Raw genomic sequence first — 19,019 nt, 5'->3', positions numbered from 1 at the left:
ATGTTCCCCTAATTTTTCAATATGGGGCATATCATACCTGCCAGGATTTCAGACTTTTCCGGGATACGCTATACAATAATGATATAATGGAACGATGGATTCACCCAATCTGCTACAGGAGAACGATAGCGATGCAGTCAAACTATATCATGGATGCTGCCGGGTGGGATAAGCTCATCTCGGAGGTTGCCCATTCTTTCGATGATCTGACCCTGAAACGGGGATTTCAATATTATAAGCAGCAGCGCGTGCAGGCCTTCAGAATGGTCACGCCGTACAGAATCATGGCGCTGGTCGAAGGGCGGGAGGATTATGCGGTCTCCATTGACCTGGACGATCTGCAGGAGAGCCATTGCGATTGCCCTGTATCCGGGATGTGCAAGCATATGGCGGCTGTGCTGATGCAATACGCCGAGGAACAGGAGCGGCCTGTGCATTCCATCGCGAACGCCAAGGCGCTGATTGACCAGCCCAAGCTTCATTCTGCTCCGGCATCCGCTGTTCCGGGACGGCGCGGGGAACAACTGAAGAAGCTGGCCGCCCTGATTCCTGAGGCTACGGTGCAGCAGTGGCGTGAATACATGGCGCTGCTGGTGGAGCCGCTTGCCCATACGGTACGCAACCCGCAGTATGCCGACCGGGCGCTCGCCGCCATCACAGGGGGCCAGCCCAAGCTGCCTCCCGCTGCCGCCATGCTGTTCAAGCTCCATGCTCATCTCTGTGTGCTGGAGAGCCTGATCCGGCCTGGCGGACAGCCGCTCTCGGCCAACCTCTCCTCCCTTGGTTATTCTGTGGGCTACTACACTTCTATTGCGATTTCCGAGCTGCAAAAGCATATTACAGACCTGATGCAGCGGGCGCTGCCGCTGGCAGAGGCCCCTGAGGAGTGGCCGAGAGTCTACGATACGATTGCCTATCTGCGGAGCGAGATGCTGACGGAGGCCCGCGACCGCGCCAGAGAACAGCCTTATTTCTCTGCTTGTTACAGCCTGCTGTGGATCAACTGGATTACCCCGAATCTAAGCGGACCGGAGCTGTACACCAAAGAGCTGAAGGAGCTGCAACAAGCCGGAGAAGGGCTAAGCGCCGCTGCTCCCCGCCACGCCCTGCTGCTGGCCGAGAGCCGGATGTACGCTCTGCTTCATGAGGATGCTGCGGCTATAGAGAAGCTGCACACAGCGTCCGAACGGCCCGGGCTGCACCCGGAGGAGCTGATGAGCTTCCTGCCTCCGCTGGCCGAAGCCGGCCAGTGGAGACGCCTGGCCCTGTGGCTGGCCGCGCTCGGCCCGCTGCTGAACAGCCGAATGTACAATCTGCTGGATTATGCGGGCTACTGGGATGAGGCGGTGCGCCGCCTGCCCGAAGCGGAGCCGCAGATGTGGGATACGCTGTCCGGTATGCTGCCGCTGTCCCGCGAGATCTATGAAGCCCAGCTACTTGCCTACGGCAAATGGCAGGAATGGATGGATATGCAGATCTCCTCCGGCCATCAGCCTTCCGACTTCCGGGTGAGCGACCTGCAGCCGATTGAGAAGAATGCGCCGGAGCTGCTCCTGCCGTTCTATCATCAGGCGGTGGAGCGCTTCGTGCTGGAGAAGAACCGGCACAGCTACAAAGCGGCCGTGAAGCTGCTGAAGCGGCTCGCCAAGCTGTATAAAAAACTGAAACGCGAAGCACGCTGGGAAGTGTTCCTGGACGGCTTCACAGATAGACACAGCCGCCTGCGCGCCCTACAGGAGGAGCTGCGGAAAGGAAAACTGATCCCATGAATATGAAGATGCGCAATATTACCGTCCAGCTCGCCCTTACCCAGTATGGCGATGCGCTGATCTATGGTGTGGATGACCGGGATGATTATATGCCCGGTGTCCAGCTCAAGCAGAAGCTGTTCGCCTGGCACGAGGAATCCTTCTACGGCACGGAGCTCAGCACCTCGAAGGCCGATGAGGTCGAGCTGGTGGTGCTGCCTGCCGAGCAGGTCCTGCCGTTCTTTGCGGACCTGCGGCTGCTCCGGCATGTCGGCTGGAGCTGGCAGGGCGATGCCCAGCTGCTGACCCGGCTGGCCCCGTTGCTGGCCGGAATGCTGGAGGCCCGTCAGTATGCCCCGAGCTTCGCAGCCTACCGTGAAGGCCAGCTCCGCTGGGCCTGGACGGAGCAAGTGCTTGCGGAAGCCGCCGAGGCAGACTGGGACGATGCGGCCGCGCTGCATCGTCTTCAGGAGCGCAGCGGGTTCGCCGAAGGGCTGCAGGCCGCCTTCTCGGCGGCAGTCTTCCAGCGGCACTACAGCACCGAGGCGCAGGCCGGTGATCTGCGCAGTGAATTCCCGCTGCTGTTCAGCGCAGGCGGGAGAAGCGCAGCCGGTATGGACGAGGACAGCTGGCTGATGTCCATCGGCTGGAAGGCAGACACCGCGCCGTTCCGGCCGGTGCTGCAGCTGCTTGAGCCTGACGATGAGCTGCCGCACTGGCGGCTCCAGCTGCTCCTCCAGGACAAGCGCGACGAGTCCGCGCTTGTGCCGCTGCGGCTCACCGGGGACGGCGAGCCGCAGGGCACTTGGCCCGCAGCGTGGACAGCGCATGTCCACGAGCGCGCGGGCGGGTGGCTGTCACGGCTGCGTGACAGCCTTCCGGAGCACATCGGGCGCGGCGCCGATGTGCTGGCAGAGCCGCTCGGCGACGAGGTCGCGTGGCGGTTCCTTACGGCCGACAGCCGCGCTCTGCTGGAGGCGGGCTGGCAGGTGCTGCTGCCGGCGTGGTGGGAAGCCGCCAGCCGCAGGAAGCCGCGCCTGCGCGCGAAGATCAGCTCCGGCACGGCTGAGGGCAGCCGCGGGCAGTCGCTGTTCGGCCTGGATGCGCTCGTTGATTTCGACTGGCGCATCTCCATCGGCGACGCCGACCTGACCGAGGCGGAGTTCGCCGACCTCGTAGCGCGCGGGGAACGCCTCGTCCAGTTCCGCGGCAAGTGGATTCCGCTGGACCCTGCGCTGCTGGCGCAGATTCAGCGGGCCATGGCCGGGATGGACAAGTCGCGTGGCTTGTCCTTCCAGGATGTGTTGCAGCTGCACCTGCTGAACGAAGGTGCAGACGGCGATTCGGAGGAAGCGGAAGCGCAGCGTGCCGAGGAAGAAGCGGTCCGCGTCCGGCTGGAGGTCGAACTGAACGAGCACCTCTTGAAGCTGATCGGACAGCTCGGGCAGCGTAGCCAGTGGCCGAAGCCGGAGGTGCCGGCCGGTCTGCATGCCGAGCTTCGAAGCTACCAGCATGAGGGCTTCGCCTGGCTGGTCTTCCTCCGCCGCTTCGGGCTGGGCGCTTGCCTGGCCGATGACATGGGGCTTGGCAAGACGGTGCAGCTGATCTCCTACCTGCTCCATCTGAAGGAGCAGGAGGAGGAAGCCGCAGCTTCCGGCGCACCCGTGGCCCGGCGGCAGACCGAGCCGGCCGGCTGGCCTTCGCTGATCATCTGTCCGACCTCCGTGCTGGGCAACTGGCAGAAGGAGCTGCAGCGCTTTGCGCCTTCCCTGAATGTGATGCTTCATTACGGAAGCCGGCGGCTGGATGCCGGATATTTCTATGGCGCGGCTTCGCAGGCGGATGTTGTGCTTACCTCTTACGCTACCGCTGCACTGGACCAGGAGCTGCTGAAGCAGTTCACCTGGGCAACCGTATGCCTGGATGAAGCACAGAATATCAAGAACGCCGGAACGAAGCAGTCCGCCGCCGTGCGCAGCTTCCCGGCCTTGCACCGGATCGCCCTGACTGGTACGCCGATTGAGAACAGGCTGTCCGAGCTGTGGTCGATCTACGATTTCATCACACCGGGTTATCTCGGCAGCCCGAAGGGGTTCCAGGACCGGTTCGCAAATGCCATTGAGAAGGAGCGCAATGCCGAGCGGACCGCTGATTTGCAGCGGCTGGTCAAGCCGTTCATGCTGCGCCGCAAGAAGAAGGACCCGGCGATCCAGCTTGATCTCCCGGATAAAAATGAGATGAAGACCTACATTAACCTGACGGCCGAGCAGGCCGCACTCTACGATCAGAACGTGAACAGCCTGCTTGAACGGATGCAGAAGCTGGAGGGCATCGAACGCAAGGGGGCCATTCTCGCCGCCTTGACCAGCCTGAAGCAGCTCTGTGACCATCCGATGCTGCTAACCAAGGAGGCACTGCCTGAGCAGGAAGACGGCAGCGCTCTGGACACCACCTCCTTGATCGAACGCTCCGCCAAGCTGGAACGGCTGCTCGCGATGGTGCGCGAGCTGCGCGAGGAGAACGAGCGCTGCCTGATCTTCACCCAGTATGTAGGCATGGGTAAAATGCTCCAGGCCGTACTTCAGCAGGAGCTTCAGGAACCGGTGCTGTACCTGAACGGCAGCACGCCGAAGAGCACGCGCGACCGCATGATTGAGCGGTTCCAGGCTCCCCCGCTGCCTGCGGGCGAAGCCACTGCAGATGCAGATGCAGCTGCCGGTGCGCAGCCGTCCGATCAGCCGAATGTATTCATCCTCTCACTCAAAGCGGGCGGAGTCGGCCTCAACCTGACGGCCGCCAACCATGTGTTCCATTTCGACCGCTGGTGGAATCCGGCGGTGGAGAACCAGGCCACTGACCGTGCCTACCGTATGGGCCAGACCCGGGATGTACAGGTGCATAAGTTCATCTCGCTCGGCACGCTGGAGGAGAAGATTGACGAGATGCTGGAGAGCAAGCAGCAGCTCAGCGACGACGTCATCTCCGGCTCCGAGGGCTGGATCACCGAGCTGTCCACAGACGCGCTGAAGGATCTGTTCACGCTGCGCCGGGAATGGGTGGGATAACCCGCCACTGTGGATACCGCCTATTCCGGCTATCTTTTATCTGCTACAGGTCTGGCATCAGTCTGGCATCAGTCTGGCATCGGTCTATTACCTGTCAGCCAGCGTGGCATTACTGGACCTTCACCCTTCGGCCTTCACCATTGCTCGGACATTCTGAAGGTAGCCGCCACATTGTCCTCACCGGCAAGCGAGCTGACCACCAGCGTGACCGGCACTTGCTGAAGATCGTAGGCGAGCCGCTGATTCAGCAGATTCACCGCCACATTCTGGTAGGCTCCGGATATGCCGGAGCCGATGCCTTGAGTCAGCACCCGTCCGCCGGTGACTGTTGTACAGGTATAGTTCACCAGCAGCGCTGTTTCAGTGACTGGAATAGCCGTAGTCGGCGTAGGGTAATTCACAAAAGCTCCATTCACAGTCCCCCCGGCTATCACCTTATAGCGGATAGGGGTAGAGGCCAGAATCTCCAGCCCGTCTGGAACGATCTCGGCAGCCACTGCTTCAGGAACGGCGATCGTGGTGCTTCTGCGGAAGCTGATGGCTGCGGTGTCGCTGCTCGTTACGGGGATATTGTTACGAAACTCTGAGGTAATCCGGCTAAGCGCCGTGGGCTGCAGGGTAACAGGACTCCAGAGCCCGCTGCTGTCCACAAGGAAGATCCGCACCCGTACCTGCTCCTGGGAGTAGGAGATATTGAATTGGAAAAAATTCTGCGTAATATTATACGTTTTGGTCACAACCTCCCGATAGTTCGACTCGAACAACTCCTGCGCGAACAGCGTGGAGGGACTTACATCGTTGTTGTAACCAGTCAAATAGACCGATCCCTGGGCCATCCCATTGTTTACTACCTTCACTACTGCCTGATTGATGAGTCCTGCTCCCGGGGTAGGGTTCTTTGTTAACATATTGGTTGTCAGTATAGGCATAGTTATCACCCTCCGTTAGAGCTGTATTCAATAGGATATGCAGATATAATTGGAAGTTTCTGGTCGATTGACAGACCATGGCAGTTGTCAATTCACAGACACTGTGCTAAAATCAATGTAACTTTTTTAGAACGGAGGGTTGCGTGTGATAGACTATATCCGGATTCGCACTTTGCGCGGCTAATTATTTTCCCATAGCGCGAAAGCTCTGCCTTGTGCAGAGGACTCAGGATAAGTCTGTCCATAACACGTAACCCATAGCATACACCCGTTAATCCGCAACCCGTACACTGATTCCCGGAACCGGTACCCTGTGCCCAATAAGGCCTGTATCCGCTCCGCCAGATTCTGTGTTTACCGGGAGGATTAGCTCTATATCTTTTGAAGTTGCCGGGGCCCTCGCCCTTGCCGCTTGAACCTTCATGGTGTCTATGGCAAGCATGGCCGTATAGCTGCTCCCGCGCAGCGGGCTATACCAGACTTTATTCTGTTGTTCCTCCAACTACTGTTAGCACAGGCAGACTGCCTGTGCTTTTTTGATGCTCAAATTACACTATGGAGGTTGATCTATATATGGAACCCATACTACAGAAAGCCGTTATCGTCGGCATGCAGCTGCAGAACGACACGAACTTCGCTTATTCGATGGAGGAGCTGCGCAATCTGGCAGCCGCCTGCGAGATTGAGGTCGTGGCTGAGCTTAGCCAGAAATCCAGCCGGGTGAACCCCTCGCATTACATCGGAACCGGCAAAATCCAGGAGCTTGCGCTGCTGATGGAGCAGCATGAAGCACCGATCGTTATTTTCAACGATGAGCTGTCCCCCTCCCAGATCCGCAATCTGGAGTCCGCCCTGGACCGCCAGGTTATTGACCGGACCATTCTGATTCTGAATATCTTCGCCTCACGGGCGAAGACCAAGGAAGCCCAGCTGCAGGTAGAGGTCGCACAGCTGCAATATATGCTTCCCCGCCTGAGCGGCCTGCGCGAATCTCTCGGCAGACAGGGCGGCGGGGCCGGCTTGAAGAACCGGGGAGCTGGGGAAACGAAGCTGGAGCTGGACCGCAGACGGATTGAAGAGCGGATCTCGGCGCTTCAGTTAGAGCTGCAGACGCAGGTCGCAAGGCGTCAGATCCAGCGTAAGCAGCGGCATAAGAATGAGGTGCCTGTGGTCTGTCTGGTCGGCTACACCAACACCGGCAAGTCCAGCTTAATGAACACCCTGGTGGAGACCTATCATCCCGGTTCGGGCAAAGGCGTGCTCGCCAAGGATATGCTGTTCGCGACGCTTGAGACCTCAGTGCGCAGCATTGTGCTGCCCGATCACAAGACCTTCCTGTTAACCGACACCGTAGGCTTCGTCAGCCAGCTGCCTCATCATCTGGTGAAGGCGTTCCGCTCGACCCTGGAGGAGGTAACGGAAGCCGATCTGCTGATTCATGTCGTCGATATTGCCGATCCGCAGCATGAGCAGCATATGGCGGTAACGAATGAGACCTTGAAGGCGCTGGGCGCTGACGGAATCCCTACCCTGTACGCCTACAACAAGGCTGATCTGAGGGAGGACCCTTACCCGGAGGTGGAGGAGAACTCTGTAACCCTGTCTGCTAAGAAAAACCGCGGGATCGCCGAGCTGGTCACTCTGATCCGCAGCCGCATCTTCACCGACTATGTACAGTGTGAGATCCTGGTCCCCTTCGACCGGGGCAGCATTGTCTCCTATTTCAACGAACATGCCGATGTGCAGTCCGTCAGCTACGAAGAGCAGGGCACACGCCTGAAGCTGGAATGCCGGACCGCCGATTACGAGCGGTTCAGAGATGATTTTGTAGAGCTGCCACAATAAAATCGCTGAAAGTCACAGGAGCTGGTCCCCGCATTACGGGGCCAGCTCCTTGTGTTGTCCATGAGGTTATAGGATCAAATTACCCTGCGGGTGAACGATACTGGTGCCTCATCGCTTTCTGGCGACATACCTCCAGTCATATGCCTTTTTGGCCACACCTTGTAACCGGTTATCGCATTCGTTCTGAAGTGCTTCTTCCTTTCCAGGCGGTGCTCCGCCTATCTCTTGCCCATTCTGAGTAATCTCTCTCACCGACCGCTTGTATGGATAGCATTGTTGCACATTTTGCAGGATTCCTCTACGATGTTACGGGCTGCGGAGCGTGGGGCCAATCCCTCACGCTGCTGCAGCGATTGTATTCGACTCTTCGCATACATTTGGTGCATGTGCGGCACGCTGCCTATTGAATGTATGCTGTTTTCCACATACATTTGGCCCTTGGGCCTGCCTGCGAGTATAATGTATGCTGTTTTCCACATACATTGTTGGCCCGTGTGCCTGCTTGCGAGTATAATGTATGCTGTTTTTCACATACATTTGGCCTGTGGGTCTGCTTGCGAGTATAATGTATGCTGTTTTTCACATACATTTGGCCCGGTCTGCTTGCGAGCATAATGTATGCTGTTTTCCACATACATTCGGCCCGTGGGCCTGCTTGCGAGTATAATGTATACTGTTTTTCACATACATTTGGCCCATGTGCCTGCTTGCGAGCATAATGTATGCTGTTTTCCGCATACATTTGGTCCGTGTGCCTGCTTGCGAGCATAATGTATGCTGTTTTCCACATACATTTGGCCCGTCTGCCTGCTTGCGAGCATAATGTATGCTGTTTTCCGCATACATTCGGTCATCGGCCGTTGTAGCCACAAATGGTGTTCGGTATTTCGCATATATTCAGCCTTTGAGCGGTGATGTCAGCTACTCTCCCGGAGCGGGCCGCAGGTTAAGTACGAAACCTCCCTTCATACTATTCATGCTGTTCGCGCTGTTCATGCTGTTCACGACTCTTACACCCCGCTCTCCCTTCGCAGCATTCGTTTCATCATTTTCATTCACTTCATTCACTTCATTCACTTCATTCACTTCATTCGCTTCATTCCATTCGTTGACTTTATTCGCTCCCGCCGCCTTCCCTCCTGCAACTCCCTGCGCTCTGCCCCCTTCGTGCTCGCTTCCACTGCTAACCCGCAGGCCGCCCTCATCCGTCAGCTCCAGAAGCGGGGCAGAGTTCAATCTCCCCTCCTCCCCAGCCGCCAGAGAGAACACCAGCGCAGCCTGCTGCATGGAGGTGAAGTCCAGCATCCTGCGCGGACCGGCGTAGAGAATCATATCGATATTCATCTGGCCGTCTGCCTTATGAAGTTCCCACACCAATCGGTTGCCTGTATCCGCTTGCCCGCTGAATGCCGCGAACCAGGTTGTCAGGCCAAACTCCGTCCCTGCAATGGTGATAACCGTACCTTCTTCTGTTAATGTGGCTGTAACTCCCTCCAGAGCGCCGCCAACCTCCAGCCGCAGCCGCAGGTCCGAAGCCGCAATCACACCGCCGGTCCGGTCCAGATTCGGATGGGTATCCCCGCCATCTGTCATGAAATCGATCCCGAACAGCACACGGCCTGCTTCCTGCAGCGATTGGAAGCGTGCGGAGCAGTAGTCATAGCCGTCATGCAGGCAGCGGAGCCGGAGATATGAGGGCTGTCCGTTATTATTGGCATAGATCAGCAGCGGCCGTCTTTGGTTCCACAGATCACTATGGGTGAAGGAGCCCATGCTCCACTGCGGAGTCATATAAGTGACCGCCCACTTGCCGTCATACCCCTGATTCTGATTTTGCACCTGACCCTGACCTTGCTCCTGATCCCGACCTTGCTCCCGATTCCGCTCCTGATCCCATTCCTGATCCCATTCCTGATCCCGCCCTTGTTCCTGGCCCAACTCCCGCTTCCGCTCTTTCCCTGTCCCCTGCTCCTGCCCTTTCTCCTCCCCTTCCAAGCGTTGCCTTATCTCCTTCGTCTCAGGAACCTTGAAGCCCTTCAGATAGGCAGGGGGACAATGGATGCCGCTCATATACCATTCCTCTTCGTAGGGCAGCTCCTCCCATGGGAAGAACATCACGGCTCCTCCTGTCGCCAGTTGCAGAAACGCCTTGCTCTGGTCCTCCAGCAACACTCCGTAACAGCGGGAATGCGGGCCGGACCACTGGGCCGTGGCGGGGTGATAATACCCGGCCACGGTCCTCCAGGTCAGCTCTAGCAGCTCTCTGGTCCATGCATTAACCCTGCTGTCCGAGGTCTCGGACTGAAGCTTCGACAGCTCCAGAATGGCAATGTAGGTGTAGACCGGGCTGTTATATTCCTGAAAAGCCCCATGCTTCAGGGTATGAGCATGCAGCCTCCTGAGCCGCTCCAGCCCATAGTCCGCATAATCCTTACGCCCCAGCTTCTCCCCGGCAATTCTGGTCACGAATGCGCCAATAATCGCAATATTGGTATAATCCGGTCCGACATTGCGCCGGATAATGGCTTCGCAGGCACACTCTATGGACAAGACGGCTGCTTCCCGCAGATCGTGCGGGAAACGGTGGCCGTGGCGCGAAAGGGCCTGCACCAGTCGGCTGCCGCAGAAGTCCGCCCAATTCCAGTCCGGCGGAGCCATCTGGTCCAGCGGCTCCTCATAGAACCAGGACCAGATGCCGAAGGTATCATGCGCCGGGTCCGTATCCTGCAAGGAGATGACCTGCCGGATAATATCGAATGCCCGCTCTTCATAACAGGCCAGCTCCGTGTCGAGCAGTCCAAGCGCATAGCTGAGCGAGTCTCTGGTGGAGTGGATGAACTCCGCCTGCTTCAGCGTCGTATGATACCCCGGGCTGCTGAACGGGGAGCGCAGCATGCAAATGTCCGAGTCATAGCGGGATTCCAGTCCGGTCACCTTATGAATCAGCCGTTGCCGCTGATCCAGGCCTCCACCCGCAGCTTCTGCGTTATCCTTCACCGTCATCCCCCTGCCTCCCATTCAACATTTAATGAACATATCCCCTCGGATTGCTCCTGACGTCGCTGACCCCCTTGACGCTCTGGATGTTCTTCACGCCCTTGGTCCTCTTGTCCTCCCTGACGCTCCTCATGCTCTTCACGCCCTTGGTCCTCTTGTCCTCCCTGACGCTCCTCATGTTCTTCATGCCCTTGGTCCTCTTGTCGTCCCTGGCGCTCCTCATGTTCTTCAGGCCCCTGGTGCTCCTGACGCTCCTCATGCTCTTGCCTCTCAAGCCGATGCTTCATTTCCCCCAGATCCAATGCCTCTGTCAGCAGTTGCATCACCAGCCCTTGCCCATACAGTGCCGGATATCTCTCAATGGTGTTATAGGCCGCTATCGACGGCATTACCGGAGTGCCTCCCGATACCCCCTGCACCTCACCGTCTTCGCGGATGAGCGGAAGAATCCCCGCAAGTGCCGCCTCCGCGCTCTCCAGATAGGCATCCTCCAGCAGTCCGCTCTTCACCGCCTTCAGGAAGCCGCAGGCAATACCGGCGCTGGCCGAGGTCTCCTCGTAATAATCCGGCCGGTCGAGCACCGTATGCCACAAGCCGCCGGCCCCCTGCGCCTGCCGCAGGGCAGAAGCAAGCCTGCGGTAGCGGCTGTACAGCTCCTGTGGAATAGCAGTCAGGCTTCCGGTCCCGGCCACAATGTCCGGGACCGCAAGTGCCACCCAGGCATTGGCCCGGGCCCAGCGGGCTGCCGACATATGGCTGCCTGCCCGGCTGTTCCAGCCATGAAATAGCAGCCCCGTCGCCGGGTCCTGGAGCAGCCGAAGGTGCTGCAAGGTCTGCTGCACGGCGGCGGCAGCAAGCTCCTGGTCGCCGGTCAGACCGGCAAGCCGGGCCAGGAACAGCACGGCCATATACACCGTATCGGCCCATACCTGTTCCGGGAATTCCACCGCCTCTGTCACGGTATGCTCCAGCGCGCCTTCCCGGGTCCGGGGGGCAGTATCCAGCATCCATGCGGCAACCTCCTGCGCCCGGCTGAGAAACCACGGGTCCCCGGTCAGCCGGTACAGCTCAGGAAAGACCGCGTAGGGAGCCAGGGAATTGATAACCCTAACCCCCTCGGCCTTCTGCTTATTCCGGTTCACCCAATGCAGCAGGTAATCCGTCACCTCATCCTGACCAGTCCCTGTGCCATATTCAAGCATAGAGATGACCCCGACACCGGGCACCCAGTCCCAGTGGTTAATATCCATTCCCCAATTCCCTTGGTGCCTTTCAAGACGCATATATTCAAAGATCTTGTGCAGCTTCGCCTCCAGTTCCCGCTTCCTGCCCGCTGCCCGTTTTGCCTCTGATTCCTGTTTCGCACTCAAGACGTCTGAAGCCTCCCTGAACTGTAATCGCCCTCTCAAATCTCCGCTTTCACCGGGGAGCTTCCCTGAAACGGAATCTCTCCGAACAGCGCCTTAACCGTCAGCTCTACTGTATCTTCATGCAGAGAATACGCATTCACCAGGGTATCTAAGAAGGGAATGTCCTGCAGCAGATATGGCGTAGCGAACGAAATACCGATCGGCCGGACTGTCTCCGCATGCTGCATGGCCCAGATGGCCTTGGCCGCTTCACCCACCGGACGGGCGGTATTCATCATTCCGTGCAGCGGAAGGAAATAAGGGGCGAAGGCAGCATCCCAGCGGACCCCCGACTGCTCCCATTGCCGCAGTGTCGTCAACGGCTCGAATTCATCCAGAATATCCACCTCTAGCCCCCTGGCCTTAAGCTGCTCCACAAAAAGATTCATCCGCTCATATCTGCGCCCCTCCGTCACCTTGTTCATCATGATGACCAGCACCCGGCGGACCTCCTGCGGATTCAGCGGCAGCTGGCCGGTGCGGCTGCGGACCAGGGTAATGCAGCGCCCGGCCAGCTCGCGGCTGAATTGTCTGACCTGCCGGTCGAGACCAGGCGGCAGCTTGTCGTCCAGCAGCGGCTGAGCCCTTGCGTCCTCTCTCCCATCACAGGCAGCATGCACACCAAGCCGTGCCTTCAGCTCCAGAATCCGCCGGACACTGGCCTTCAGCCGTTCCCGGCTGACGCGTCCGTCCTCCACCGCCTGCTCCATCACTGCGAAGTACCGTACTCCCGGCCAGAGCAGCACATCCGTACCGCAATTGAAGCAGTCTATGATGCGCTGTGTATAGTCTCCCCAGGATAAGAATCCGCCCATATCCAGCGCATCCGACAACACCACTCCGTCGAAGCCAAGCCGCTCCCGCAGCAGTCCTGTTGTAATCCGCTCCGAGACGGTTGCCGGGACCGGCCCCGATCCAGCACCGCCTGCCCCGTCTTCGATCCAGGGGAGGGCAATATGTCCGGTCATATAGGACATGACCCCCTGGCTGATCATCTCCCCGGCCACCTGCCCGTAAGTGGAGAACCATTCCTCTTCAGATAAGCTGTTCACCGTAGTAATGATATGCTGATCCCTGTAGTCGACCCCGTCACCGGGAAAATGCTTGGCGCAGGCCGCAAGGCCATGCTCCTGCATGCCCCGCATGACAGCGGCGGACAGGCGCGCCGCCCGCCCGGCGTCATCTCCCAGGCAACGGGTCGTAATGACGGGATTCATCCAATTCAGCAACAGATCGGTTCCCGGGGCCAGCGCCCAGGTGAACCCGGCCGCCCGGCCTTCCAGCGCGGTATATTTTCCGTATTCGTAAGCCAGGTCTTCATCATCTGCTGCCGCAAGCGCGAGGAGCGGCGGGAAGGCCGTGAGACTCCTCACCGCCGAGCCTGCCCCGAATTCCAGATCACCGGAGAACAGCAGCGGGAACCTGCTGATACCTTGCAGCAGTCCCGCCCAGTCCCGGTAATCCTCCGCTTTGCCTGCGGCCTTCTGAATAACCTCCCCGCCGATGAAGAAGCTGCCCACCGGATACTGCTCCAGATACCGGCGGAGAGCGGCCTCATCATCCCCCTTGAACGGCAGCCTGCCCGCATGGTCCTGCATCGTCTGCCCGATCAGTTCCCGGAGGCTCATCGCTTCAAGCGTCTCCTCCACCCATTCCTGTTCTTCCTTGCTTAACGGCTTCTGCATCATTTAAGGCTCCTCCCGGCAGGTTCTGTTCTAAATCCAGTGTACCGGATCACGAAGCTGCTCTACATACAGCCAGCTATAATATAAGTTCAAAATTCTACAGACTGCCTGCACCGATCCGCCAACCGGCTGATTAGCCCGTCAGGGCAGGCTGATCTCCAGCGCCCGTGCCCGCTTGTTATTCTCCTTGTTCATCTCCGCATACCGCCAGATATCATTCACAAAAAAGCTGACTGTAAACTCGCCGATGGTCGGCACCGTCCACCGGGGGGTGCCCTGCGCACTGGCGTTAGCCGTCAATGTTATCTCCTCGCCCGGCTGAATCACACTGGTATTCGTGTCCGTCCACGAGACCACTCCGCCGTTAACCGAGAAGGCGCCGCCGGTAATCTGTCCGAGTCCGGTCGAGGCATTCAGCGGTGTGGGACGGACACCGATGTTCTTCACTTTGGCCCAGAAGATCAGGGAGTCGCCCAGCTGCGGTGTGCTGTGCGCGGAAGGGCTGCCGTCGCTGTTCACAATATGCCAGCCGATATCCGTCACCGTCAGATCCGGTCCCGGTACGGGCAATACAGACTCGTAGCTCTCGTACTCCAGCCCGCTGACCATTACCTTTCCGCCGTTGCCTGCAATCTCTATCCGGTGCAGCCCGTATTCCAGACCCGTCAGTTCGTAGACAATCTTATGATCACCCTCCAGCCCTGCCTGCGGAATGACTATAGTCTCCTTATACTCACCATCGACATAGACATCTGCACTGCCCATATCGCTCTTGATGTCCGATCTCCAGCGGACACCGATGCCATTGAAGCTGAAGGCAGCCGTGGCATCCTCATCATAGGTCACATGGGAGACTCCATTGGGCGCAGGGGTGAATCCGGCATAGTCAATGTAAGGATGATCATGTGCGGCCGGATACCAGTGGGAGAGCGGAACATACAGCCCTTCCTCCAGCTTGAAATAATCGAGATTTGCCCCCTTCCCGGCGGAGGTGAAGCTGATCATGTTATAGCCCGGCTGGAGGGTAATCCCATACTGCCGTGCGGTCAGATTCGCGGTCCAGCTGCCCGTTGAAGGCAGGGTTACTGTGGACTGCTTCACGCCGTTCACGAGAATATTTTTCTTCGATTCCTCATTGGAAGCGTATACAATTGTTAAGGTGTAGCTGCCACCATTCTCGGAATGGAAGCCTTGGATCGTTAAGCCTCCGCTATGCGTCTGCTCCACGACCTTGCCGCCCGAGGCGCTGCTGTTATTGCCGGTCTTCAGTGGCAAGGCAAATGCAGTAGCTTCGGCCTCGAACTTGGCCGGATCTCCTGCGGCATGCGATGTAATCGGCATGACCGGTGTAGTCGCTGATACGGCTGTGCTAAGAGGCGATGCATTGCCGGAGTCATCCACGGCCTGCACTGTGTAGCTGTAAGTGGTCTGCGGCGCTACGGTATAGTCACTCCAGAAGGTCAGCCGTCCCGGAATATTCATCACCGGAGCCGCTCCGCCGTCACGGTAGACGTTATAGCTGACGACAGCAGCGTTGTCTGTGGAAGCCGTCCAGGTCAGCCGGATTTGCTCATGGCTTACGGCCGCTGCGGCAGGACTGCCCGGAGCAGTGGGCAGCGCGTTGTCCTGCTCATCCAGGATGTACTGGATCGTCTCTCCCGCGTCCAGCGCAACTGTAAGTGTAATGTACGGATCTGCCGTAAGCTCCACCCTGGAGTAGGCGGCGGCGTACGTCTCCCCTGGACCGAACCGTTCCCCGGCATACGCTCCGCTGGACGGCATCTTAACCTTCACCTGCATCGTCACCGGCGACGTCTCAAAGTTGACGAAGTTCAGCAGGATTTTATCGGACGAAGCTCCGATGGCCGAAGTGCCCAGCGCCGAGGTATCCACTGCGCGGAAATACGCCTTCAGCCCGGTCAGTTCAGCTGCATTCAGTACCTCGTAGCCCAGCGGGCTTCCATGGGTGGCGTAAGCGGCGGCCAATCTGCGGAACGTCTTCAGCCGGGTCTCCCCGGATTCATTGATATTAGCCGGTACCGCTGCTGTATCCTCATAACGGTGTGTGTTCCAGTTGATCGCTGAATTGAACAGGCCAAACTCCGTCCCGTCATTGAAGAAGGCCGCGTGCTGCATAATATGGTCGGCATAACCGATATTTCCCCGCAGCTCCCGGTCAAAAGCAGAAGCGAACCTGTAAGCATACGTCCCGTATTTCGTATTGTCGGAATGATTGTCATTGCTTCCGGTCTCGCTCATGGCCATCTCTTTGCCGAAGCCTTCCTCTGAATCACTGTACACCCGCAGATTCTCATACAGGCTTCCGCCCGGCAAAGGCTGGACGCCGGTCCCGCCATAGCTGTGTCCGTTGGTCACATCCGACAGCGCTTCAATCGGCGCACGCTGGGCAGCATCCCGTTCCCAGCCGTCAGGGGTGCCGTTATACGGCCAGTAGGCCCAGCCGGGAGCAACAATTTTCAGGTAAGGCTGGCTGTTCGTCTGCCTCTCCTCGTCCATCATTTCATGAAGCGCCAGCACCGCCTTCTGTGCCCAGCCGAACAATCCCGGCTCATTTCCCGTCTCGACATACTGGTACAGATCACCGAATTTGCTGACAAAGCCGCTGTAATAGCTCCTCAGCGCAGAGCTGATCGTCCCTGCCGCCAACTCGCTGTTAGTCTTCCAGTTGCCGCCGATGATATTAACCATTGGCGCAAGATTGAGGTCGCGCAGCGTCTCCAGGTACTTGCGGCCCTGCGGGTCCCAGCCTGCGCTGGTATCGGACCAGAAGGAGGTGCGCATCCAGTTGCCGCTGTAGGCAATGCCCAGCCACTTGGCCATCGGGGCCAGATGGCGGATCGCATGCTCGTCGTAGCGGAAAGTCGAGGCGGCAATCGTACTGCCCAGATGGACATACCTGCCGTGGATAGGCTCTGTGGCCCGCTCTTCCAGCGCCGCCAGCCTGAGATAATCCCATTCGAACCACAGATACTTGTCACCGTCATATCCTGGCGACTGCGGATCAGCGTATAGCCCGCGGTCCACGGTCAGCTTCAGCTCATTGCTGCCGGTCTTCAGCTGCTCTGAGGGAATGTAGAGTCTATAGGTTTCTATCCATGTGTTCGTAAGGGGGGTCTCTCCGTCATTCAGCCCGGTAATCTGAATCAGCCCGCTGAAGCTGCCATTGGTGAATACGGCGAGCTGCGGAATAGCGGTGCTTGCATCCAGTACCTTGAAGCTGAACTCTACACCATAGAGGGGGACTTCCGTTAGATTGAAGCTTAGCTCCATCGCCGCGTTGCGGTCCAGCTTCATGCCGCGGGAGATTGTATTCCAGTTCAGGGGATTTACGGGGAGGGTAATATTCTCACTGTACACATCCTGATATACTGTAAATTCTGCGGAGCTGTTATCCTGCTCGCCTATCTGCCAGAGCAGCGGAGACGGCTGGTAGGTATCCTCTGTGACAGTACTGTTATTTATATTTTCTTCCACAACCGCCTGTGCAGGCGGCATTTCGGCGGAGCTGATCTGTACTCCGGGCAATGAGGCGGACATCCATACCAGAGCTGCAATGAGCAATTTGCCTGTGATTCTCTGAATTCGCATAGTAACACCCTCTCTTGATCAGATAGGGGCTCCCCAAAGGCTGGATTAGCGAAAGAGAATACCCGGTACCTGCCGCAGGCGGCCGCTATGGCTGCTTGCGGCAGGGAACCGGGCGTGCTATGGCCTCTACTGCTTATTTGGCGGCCAGAAAAGCGTCGAGCTGACTCTGAATTTCCGTAATCACAGCGTCCAGGCCTGCGGCCTTCAGCTTGCTGTTCATCTCCTTCAGGACCGGCTCAGGGTCCTTTTCCCCGGAGAACAGGGTGTTCTTATACTGCTTCGTGATGTTGATCAGCGCCCCGATCTGCGACTGCACCTTGGTCGAATCGAAGACAAATCCGATCACCGGCGACACGGTGGCGTTCTTATTCCAGTCCGTATAGAGCTGCACGCGCTTCGGATCCTCATCCTTATTCAGGTAGTTCAGCAGCACATTGCCGATCATCCAGGAGGATACGGAGTTGTAGCCGCTGTCCGCAATGAACTCCACGGTGTTGTTCTCCAGCTTCTTGTAGTGCTTGCCCTCAATGCCGAAGGTCAGCAGGTTGTAGAGCACCGGATCGGTGTGGAGCAGATTCATGAACATCATGGCCCGCTCGGGGTTCTTCGAGGTTCTGGAGATGGCGAGCATGGAGCCCTGCAGACTCTTGGTGCTGACCTGAACAGGCAGCAGCGTCTTGATGATCATCGGCTTCTCGGCGAGCCGGGTCCAGTCATTGGTGGAGGTCGGATTCATGTTACCGTAGACGAACCAGGCTTTGCCGCTTTTGACCGCATCCTTCAGCTCGGTCTTGTCTGTGGCGCCGTTCTTGTTGATATAGCCCGCTTCATACCAGCTGCGGATCAGCTTCAGCCGCTCCGTCATTGCCGGTGTGTCGTATTCGTTGAACACCTTCATGGTCTTGTAATCAAGCAGAGTCGGGATATCATTGCTGCCGTCTAAGTCCTCGCTGTCAGGATACGCGGTGAACCAGTGCAGGCTGTCGGTATGGTTCATGAACAGCGGAGAGAGGGCCGGCTCCTTCTCCTTAATCGTCTTCAGCATCGGTTCAATATCCTCCAGCTTCTGGAGGCTGTTCACATCGAAGCCGTATTTATCCACAATCGCCTTGTCAAAAGCGAACCCGACCGACTGCCCCAGCTCCTTCTCGGTTGGAACCGCATACAAATGTCCGTTGACGGTGGCTGCCTGCAGGTAAGCGGGATTAATCTGTGCCTTCGTCTCCTTGGCATAGGTGTCCAGCAGCTCCTCCAGCGGCAGATACGCCCCCTTCGCGGCGTTGGTCATGAAGTTCCAGGTATAGACCATATCGAACACCTCGCCGGACTGGATCATCAGATTGACCTTGTCGGCCGGTTTATCCCAGCTTAGCTGGTTGATCTTGAGGGTGGCGTTGATTTTATCCTTCAGGTAGGCGTTGATCTCCTGCTCTACGGACGCCACATCCTTATCCGGCCCGCCGGGCAGATACAGAGACAGCTCCACCGGCGCAAGCGCACCCGGCGCCTCCGTTCCAGCCGCTTCGGTTCCTGTCGCTTCCTTCGTTGCCGCCGGAGCTGTGGTGCTTTCCCCCGTTTTCTCTGTAGGCGCCGCTGTATTGCCATTGTTCCCCGCACATCCGGCCAGGGTGAATCCGGCTATCAGCACAAGCGACAGCAGCAGACCTGTGACTTTTTTACCTGCCATACTTTTTTCCTCCCCTTGATGGAACAGATATATGCTAATCGGTAG

At 58.1% G+C, this 19,019-nt stretch carries 9 protein-coding genes; 3 read left to right on the top strand and 6 right to left on the bottom strand.

The genetic code is table 11. The features are described from left to right. Positions 1-131: 131 nt before the first annotated feature. Both NYE26_RS32715 and NYE26_RS32710 read left to right on the top strand, forming a co-directional pair. Positions 132-1,769 (top strand): SWIM zinc finger family protein, encoded by a 1,638-nt coding sequence (locus NYE26_RS32715; protein ID WP_076077344.1) that lies wholly within the window; start codon positions 132-134, stop codon positions 1,767-1,769. Then, entirely contained in the window at positions 1,766-4,813 is a 3,048-nt protein-coding gene (locus tag NYE26_RS32710) for a DEAD/DEAH box helicase (protein ID WP_339252971.1), read from the top strand. The genes NYE26_RS32715 and NYE26_RS32710 overlap by 4 nt, the downstream gene beginning before the upstream one ends. Before the next feature lie 134 nt (positions 4,814-4,947). On the opposite strand, the gene NYE26_RS32705 is transcribed toward NYE26_RS32710, so the two are convergent. Continuing rightward, positions 4,948-5,742, bottom strand: coding sequence for a hypothetical protein (locus NYE26_RS32705; protein ID WP_339252969.1), 795 nt, complete (start codon positions 5,740-5,742; stop codon positions 4,948-4,950). A 573-nt stretch (positions 5,743-6,315) separates the two neighbouring features. Here NYE26_RS32705 and hflX point away from each other — a divergent pair. Continuing rightward, on the top strand, positions 6,316-7,587 hold the full coding sequence (gene hflX / locus NYE26_RS32700; protein ID WP_339252967.1) for a GTPase HflX: 1,272 nt from the start codon (positions 6,316-6,318) through the stop codon (positions 7,585-7,587). A 921-nt stretch (positions 7,588-8,508) separates the two neighbouring features. Here the strand turns inward: hflX and NYE26_RS32695 are convergent. From NYE26_RS32695 to NYE26_RS32675, 5 genes are all read right to left on the bottom strand, one after another. After that, positions 8,509-10,590, bottom strand: coding sequence for a hypothetical protein (locus NYE26_RS32695; protein ID WP_339252965.1), 2,082 nt, complete (start codon positions 10,588-10,590; stop codon positions 8,509-8,511). Beyond that, positions 10,587-11,954 carry a glycoside hydrolase family 88 protein gene (locus NYE26_RS32690; RefSeq protein WP_339252963.1) on the bottom strand — a complete coding sequence of 456 codons (1,368 nt, stop codon included), beginning with the start codon at positions 11,952-11,954 and terminating at the stop codon, positions 10,587-10,589. The genes NYE26_RS32695 and NYE26_RS32690 overlap by 4 nt, the downstream gene beginning before the upstream one ends. Positions 11,955-11,989: 35 nt before the next feature. After that, entirely contained in the window at positions 11,990-13,681 is a 1,692-nt protein-coding gene (locus NYE26_RS32685; RefSeq protein ID WP_339252961.1) for a glycoside hydrolase family 3 N-terminal domain-containing protein, read from the bottom strand. A 138-nt stretch (positions 13,682-13,819) separates the two neighbouring features. Continuing rightward, positions 13,820-17,287 (bottom strand): carbohydrate-binding domain-containing protein, encoded by a 3,468-nt coding sequence (locus tag NYE26_RS32680; RefSeq protein WP_339252959.1) that lies wholly within the window; start codon positions 17,285-17,287, stop codon positions 13,820-13,822. A gap of 133 nt (positions 17,288-17,420) precedes the next feature. Further along, positions 17,421-18,974 (bottom strand): ABC transporter substrate-binding protein, encoded by a 1,554-nt coding sequence (locus NYE26_RS32675; RefSeq protein WP_339252957.1) that lies wholly within the window; start codon positions 18,972-18,974, stop codon positions 17,421-17,423. Positions 18,975-19,019: the final 45 nt, after the last annotated feature.

The organism is Paenibacillus sp. FSL P2-0136, assembly GCF_037975325.1.
Lineage (GTDB): Bacteria > Bacillota > Bacilli > Paenibacillales > Paenibacillaceae > Paenibacillus_AQ > Paenibacillus_AQ silagei.
This window is presented reverse-complemented; position numbering and strand designations above follow the sequence as displayed.